At 37.4% G+C, this 6,373-nt stretch carries 5 protein-coding genes; all 5 read left to right on the plus strand.

Annotated elements, in window-relative coordinates:
• The first annotated feature begins 127 nt into the window (after positions 1 to 127).
• The 5 genes from F823_RS0105465 (at position 128) to F823_RS0105490 (ending at position 6,326) form a co-directional block, all read left to right on the plus strand.
• Positions 128 to 1,111 carry an NAD(P)-binding domain-containing protein gene (locus F823_RS0105465; RefSeq protein ID WP_002846110.1) on the plus strand — a complete coding sequence of 328 codons (984 nt, stop codon included), beginning with the start codon at positions 128 to 130 and terminating at the stop codon, positions 1,109 to 1,111.
• 9 nt (positions 1,112 to 1,120) lie between these two features.
• On the plus strand, positions 1,121 to 2,173 hold the full coding sequence (gene selD, locus F823_RS0105470) for a selenide, water dikinase SelD (RefSeq protein WP_080608525.1): 1,053 nt from the start codon (positions 1,121 to 1,123) through the stop codon (positions 2,171 to 2,173).
• 88 nt (positions 2,174 to 2,261) lie between these two features.
• Positions 2,262 to 3,683, plus strand: a complete 1,422-nt coding sequence (selA, locus tag F823_RS0105475) for an L-seryl-tRNA(Sec) selenium transferase (protein ID WP_002843332.1) — start codon at positions 2,262 to 2,264, stop codon at positions 3,681 to 3,683.
• Between the two features lies 1 nt (position 3,684).
• Positions 3,685 to 5,574, plus strand: coding sequence for a selenocysteine-specific translation elongation factor (gene selB, locus F823_RS0105480; protein ID WP_002843328.1), 1,890 nt, complete (start codon positions 3,685 to 3,687; stop codon positions 5,572 to 5,574).
• Positions 5,575 to 6,125: 551 nt separating this feature from the next.
• Positions 6,126 to 6,326 carry a CsbD family protein gene (locus tag F823_RS0105490; RefSeq protein WP_019595467.1) on the plus strand — a complete coding sequence of 67 codons (201 nt, stop codon included), beginning with the start codon at positions 6,126 to 6,128 and terminating at the stop codon, positions 6,324 to 6,326.
• Positions 6,327 to 6,373: the final 47 nt, after the last annotated feature.

A 6,373-nucleotide genomic window follows, 5' to 3' on the forward strand; every position in this document is an offset into this window, starting at 1 on the left:
AAACACAGATAGGTTGTTTGTGGTTATTAGTAAATATATATGATATAATTATAGGGTGTAGTCTAAGTGAATGCTTGGTTACACCTTGTTGAAGTTCAAATAAATATATGTAAACGGAGGTATTACTATGTTACTTATAAATAAAGAAGAAATAAAGAAAATATTTACTATGAAGGACGCAATTGAAGCAGATAAATTAGCATTTTCAATATTTTCTAAAGGTGGATCTATATCACCTCTTAGGACTAACATAGAATCAAAGGGTGCAAAAGGAAATATACTATATATGCCGGGTTATATAGACAAAATAGGGGTATCAGGTTTAAAGATAGTATCTGTATTTCCGGACAATCCAAAGATTGGTCTAGCATCTACTCCTGGAACAATTTTATTGGTAGACGACAAGACAGGTATGGTATCTTGTGTATTGGATGGAACTTATGTTACTGAAATAAGGACAGGTGCAGCAACAGGTGCAGCCGTAAGCTTACTTGCTAGGAAGGGGTCTAAAAAGGCAGCCCTTATAGGAAGTGGTGGTCAGGCTGAATCTCAGTTTGACGCTATTGTAACGGCCTGTGAGACAGTAGAGGAAGTAAGGGTATATTCAAGAACGAGAGAAAATAGAGAAAAATTTGCAGCTAAGATGGCTGAAAAGTATAAGGGAAAAGTAAGGGTTATGGCATCAACTAGTCCTGAGGAGGCAATAGACGATGCAGACATTATAGCCCTAGCTACCACTTCCAAAGAGGCCATTATTGATGGCAAGCTCCTAAAAAAGGGTGCCTTGGTTTCAGGTGTTGGATCATACATGCCTAATATGCATGAAATAGATGAAGAAACCCTAGTGAGGGCGAGCAAGATATACTTTGACTCAAAGGATGCTGTCCTTTCTGAGGCAGGTTGTATTATAACACCACTTGAAAAGGGAACTATCACAGAGGAAGATTTCACTGGTGATTTAGGAGACTTGATCAATGGAGATATAGTTGGTAGAGAAAATGACGAAGAGATAATTGTTTTCAAGTCTGTTGGTATCAGTACTCAGGATATTACAACTGGTAAGATGATATATGACAAGGCTCTTGAAAACAAGGTAGGATATGAATGGTAAGGTAATAAAATGGCAAAAGAATATAAGAAATTAACAGAAATGACAAAGGCTGGAGGCTGAGCAGCTAAGATTGGACCAGAGGATCTGGCTATAGTACTTGCAAAGCTTCCAAAAAACGATAGTGATAAATTGGATAATTTATTGGTGGGACTTGATACATCAGATGATGCGGCTATATACAAACTAACAGACGATATAGCCTTGATACAGACACTGGACTTTTTCACTCCTATGGTGGATGATCCGTATACATTTGGACAGATAGCAGCAGCCAATGCCCTATCAGATGTATACGCTATGGGTGGTGAACCTACAGTAGCTATGAATATAGTATGTTTCCCTTCTTGCCACGATATGAATGTATTGGGTGAGATATTAAGAGGTGGTTTTGACAAGGTAAAAGAATCGGGCTGTCTTTTGGTAGGTGGTCACACAGTTGACGACCAAGAACCTAAATATGGCCTATCTGTGTCAGGCACAGTCCACCCAGACAAGGTGCTTGCCAATTCAACTGCTAAGGTTGGAGACAAGCTGATACTTACAAAGCCTATAGGTGCAGGTATTATGAACACTGCTATGAAGGTAGGCCTAGTTGACAAGGAATCATCTGACTATGTTGTAGACTGCATGACCCACTTGAATATGTATGCTGCTAGGTCATTCAAGAAGTACAAGATAAATGCAGCAACAGATATTACAGGTTTTGGAATGATGGGCCACAGTATAGAGGTTGCCAAGGCATCTGGAGTTACTATCAAGTTGGATTCAAAGAAGATACCTATGTTAAAGGGAGTTGTTGAGTTTGCAAAGATGGGGATAATACCAGAGGGAGCCTACAAGAATATGGGTTATGCCCAGGATGACTCATATATAGACCCAAGCGTACCAGAGGCTATATCAGACGTTCTTCATGATCCACAGACATCAGGAGGGCTTTTGGTATCTGTACCAGCAGACATAGCTGAGGAAGTTGCTGCTGATATGTTGGCCAATGGCTCATTTACTGCTGAGATAGTAGGAGAAGTTATAGAAAAACAAGAAAAATATCTTGAAGTTTATTAGAAAATTATTTCAATATACACATTTTTCTATGTATGCTTTTTGATATAATAATAGATATAAAATAGTAAAAGGGTTGGAGTATATTAGTATGAAGAAAAAGAAAGATTTATTTGCGATACTTCCATCAATTGATGAGGTATTGAATGATGAAAGAATAATAGAATTATGTGGTATATTACCGAGGTCTATTGTCCTAGATTCTATAAGGTCTAGTGTGGATAAATATAGGTCTCAGATTATCAAATTAGATGAAGATAAATTAGACGGTTTTGAATTGAGCCAAGAGATGATAATTATCGATAGTATCAATTTGGCGAATAAGTCTTATGAGCTATCTATCAAGGGGGTTATAAATGCTACAGGTATCGTAGTCCATACCAACTTGGGTAGGTCTCTTCTTAGTGAGGCGGTAAGAGATGAACTATGGTCAGTTGCATCTAGGTACTCTAACTTGGAGTATGATATCGAAAAGGGTAAAAGAGGTTCAAGATATGACCACCTTACCAATATGATTAAAAGGTTGACTGGTGCTGAAGATGTCTTGGTAGTAAACAACAATGCAGCTGCTGTAATGTTGGTGCTTTCTACCATGGCAAAGGGTGGAGAGGCTATAGTTTCCAGAGGGGAGCTAGTAGAGGTTGGAGGTTCCTTTAGGATTCCTTCAATCATGGCCCTATCTGGTGCTGACCTAGTAGAGGTGGGTTCAACTAACAAGACCCACCTAGATGACTACAAGGGTGCTATCACAGAAAACACTAAGGTCCTTATGAAGGTCCATACTAGTAACTACAGGATTATGGGCTTTACTGAGTCGGTATCTTTAGAAGACATGAGAAAACTAGGTGACGAGTACGATATTCCAGTGGTTGAAGACCTTGGAAGTGGAGTATTTGTCGATCTTACAAAGTTTGGAATATCTTACGAACCAACTATCCTAGATTCTATCAACAAGGGGGTTGATGTTGTCAGCTTCAGTGGAGACAAGATGCTAGGTGGACCTCAGGCAGGTATAATAGTAGGTAAAAAGAAGTATATAGAAAAGATGAAAAAGAACCAGCTGACAAGGGCTCTTAGGGTAGATAAGATGACTATTGCAACTCTTGAAGCAAGTCTTAGGTTGTACCTTGACGAAGAGAGGGCTATAAGAGAGATACCTACTCTTAGGATGCTATCTTATACATCTGATGAACTAAAAGAAAATGCTGAGAGGCTTTGTGAAACGATAAAAAATAGATTGGTTGGAGTTTCTGGTCTAGACCTATGGGTTGAACCATGCAAGGGTCAAGTAGGTGGAGGTTCTATGCCTACAGAAGAACTTGATTCTTATTCGGTAGCTATCAGGTCAAAAAATATGGGAGTGGCAAGGATTGAAGAAGGGCTAAGGCTTTCTAAGTCCCATATTATAGCTAGGGTATACGATGACAAGTATATACTAGATGTTAGGACTATATTTGAAGACCAATTTGAAAATATTGCCGATGAATTATTGAGTCTGATGGGAGGTAACTAGTATGAAGCATATAGTGGTTGGAACTGCAGGCCATATAGACCATGGTAAGACTAGCCTTATAAAAGCCTTGACTGGTAGAGAAACTGATACCCTAGACGAAGAGAAGAAGAGGGGCATATCCATAAATCTTGGATTTACATATTTTGACCTACCATCAGGTAAGTCTGTTGGTATAGTAGACGTACCAGGTCACGAAAAATTTATAAAGAATATGCTTGCTGGTGCATCTGGTCTTGATATGGTTGTCTTGGTTGTTGCCGCTGATGAGGGTATGATGCCACAGACTATAGAGCATATAGATATACTTTCCTATTTAAATATAAAAAATGGTTTGGTTGTAATGACCAAGTGCGATATGGTAGATGATGAAATGCTGGAACTGGCAGAGGAGGATATAAAGGAAGGTCTTGTTGGTACTTTCCTTGAAGGATCCAAGGTCATAAAGGTAGATTCCTTATCTAAAAGAGGCATAGATGACCTTATTAAAGAACTTGATATAATGACTGAAGAGGTAGAAGAAAAGAATACAAGTCTACCTGCTAGGTTGAATGTAGATAGGGTATTTTCTGTAAAGGGGTTTGGGACTGTTGTCACAGGAACTATCATAGAGGGTAAGATATCTGTAAATGATGACCTGCAAATATATCCTAGCAATAAAAAAGCGACAGTTAGGTCTATACAGGTACATGGATCTAATGTTGATACTGCATATGCAGGTCAGAGAACAGCTATCAACCTGTCAAATATAAAGGTTACAGACATAGATAGGGGTTATATAATAGCAGCTCCTGATTCAATGCTTGATTCTATGATGCTAGATGTAAAAATCAAGCTCTTGAAACATGATAACTGTAAACTGGAAAATTGGGATAGGTTAAAACTATACCACGGTACAAGAGAGATATTGTGTAGAGCTGTACCTCTAGAAAAGGAAAGCATGAAGCCTGGAGAAGAGGGCTATGTCCAGCTAAGACTCGAAGAAAAGATAGTCTGCAAAAAGCTAGACCCATTTGTAATAAGGACATACTCACCTATGGATACTATAGGTGGTGGTATCATTGTAGATGTTGCCAATGTCAAGCATGGTATAAATAAGCACACACCAAAGGTTATAGAAGAGTTAAAAATCAAAGAATCTGGTAATCCTAAGGATATACTTGATATATATTTAAGGTTAAACTCTTTCAAATTTCCTAAAATAGAGGACATGATGTCTTATGTAGGAGTCAACAAGTCTATTATAGAAGACTTGATCAAAGACTTAGAGGAAGAAAAAAAGATAGTGGACATCAACGGAAAGAAGGTTCATGTTGAGTATCTAGAACTTTTGGAGAATAAACTTATAAGGATATTAGAAGTCTATCATAAGGAAAACTCCCTAAGAGAGGGTATGCCAAAGCAAGAAGCAGGTAGTAAGGTAGAGTCTACATTTAAGGCCAAGGATATAGATGCATTTTTAGACTGTCTTGTTGCTAGGGGTTCTGTAAAGATGGTATCCAACCTAGTCTCGCTAAAGGACTTTAAGGTTGAGAAAAATTCAGATGATATTGCCATACAAAAGAACATTAATAGCAAGCTTCTAAAGATGGGTTTCTCAGATATATTGACTATCGAGGAACTTGCAGAAGGTGACAAGAGAAGAAAACAAGTCATAGATTCCATGATAGGCACAGATCTTGTACTATTGGGTGAAGAATACCTTATGTCTATGGAACTTTATAAGAAGGCTATAGATAGGGTTAAGAATTTTATAGGCAAGTCAGGACCTATGGCAATAGCAGACTTTAGGGATATGATGGGGTCAAGTAGAAAGATATCCATGCTTATACTTGAAAACTTCGACAAGGAAAAGATTACTAAGAGGGTAGAGAATAAGAGAGTTCTATATTAAATTGGAGTTATGAATTTTTATATTGAATACCAGTGATATAGCGTAAAATACTGAAGATGGAGAGTAAACCATCTTCGGTATTTTTTATTTAAAATATTCTTTTACAGGAGGACCACAATGAATCAACTTAATTTTAACTATGAAAGAGGAGGAATTTACGCCATGATCAAATTAGGTTACTCAATATCCTCTATTCCATGTCGTTCCGTTTACCAGACTATGGTATAGATAGAGCAACCCTATAAGATCATATCAACCAATTAGCACAAAAAGCTAGTACCGATCCTAAGTATCTCATTTTCCAACCAGAAGGTGTCCAATTTTATAATAAAAATGATGAATTGCTAACTTATTATATCAATAAGCTTCAACAAACAAACCCTTAACACAAGAAGACCTCATTGTTAAAGAACTGATTTGTCAAAACAAATTACGGCGATTTTGAAGTCATTCTATGTAGCGTGTAATTATAAAAGATGGATAATAGCGGGTTTCTCTTGCAAAGAAATGGTATCCATGTTATAATAATAAAAAAAAGGAGGATTCTAATCATGTCAGAAGAAAAACTAAAATCAAAAATTGAGCAAGCATCTGGTGTCCTAAAAGAAGGTACTGGTAAGTTGACAGGTGATAAAGAGCTAGAAGCAAAAGGATTTGTTGAAAAAACAATTGCTAAAGGCAAAGAACTTGCAGACGATGCAAAAGAAGCTGTTGAAGGTGCTGTAGATGCCGTTGAGGAAAAATTAAAATAATTGAGTGTGTGTAATTTTTTCTGTTAATTAGCCTTCTATGGCTAATC

Origin of the sequence: Peptostreptococcus anaerobius VPI 4330 = DSM 2949 (assembly GCF_000381525.1) — a bacterium.
Lineage (GTDB): Bacteria > Bacillota > Clostridia > Peptostreptococcales > Peptostreptococcaceae > Peptostreptococcus > Peptostreptococcus anaerobius.

Bases quoted from the DNA above. Each gene is read 5' to 3' on its own strand.
- F823_RS0105465 (WP_002846110.1), top strand. From the start codon at position 128: ATGTTACTTATAAATAAAGAAGAAATAAAGAAAATATTTACTATGAAG.
- selA (WP_002843332.1), top strand. From the start codon at position 2,262: ATGAAGAAAAAGAAAGATTTATTTGCGATACTTCCATCAATTGATGAG.
- selB (WP_002843328.1), top strand. From the start codon at position 3,685: ATGAAGCATATAGTGGTTGGAACTGCAGGCCATATAGACCATGGTAAG.
- F823_RS0105490 (WP_019595467.1), top strand. From the start codon at position 6,126: ATGTCAGAAGAAAAACTAAAATCAAAAATTGAGCAAGCATCTGGTGTC.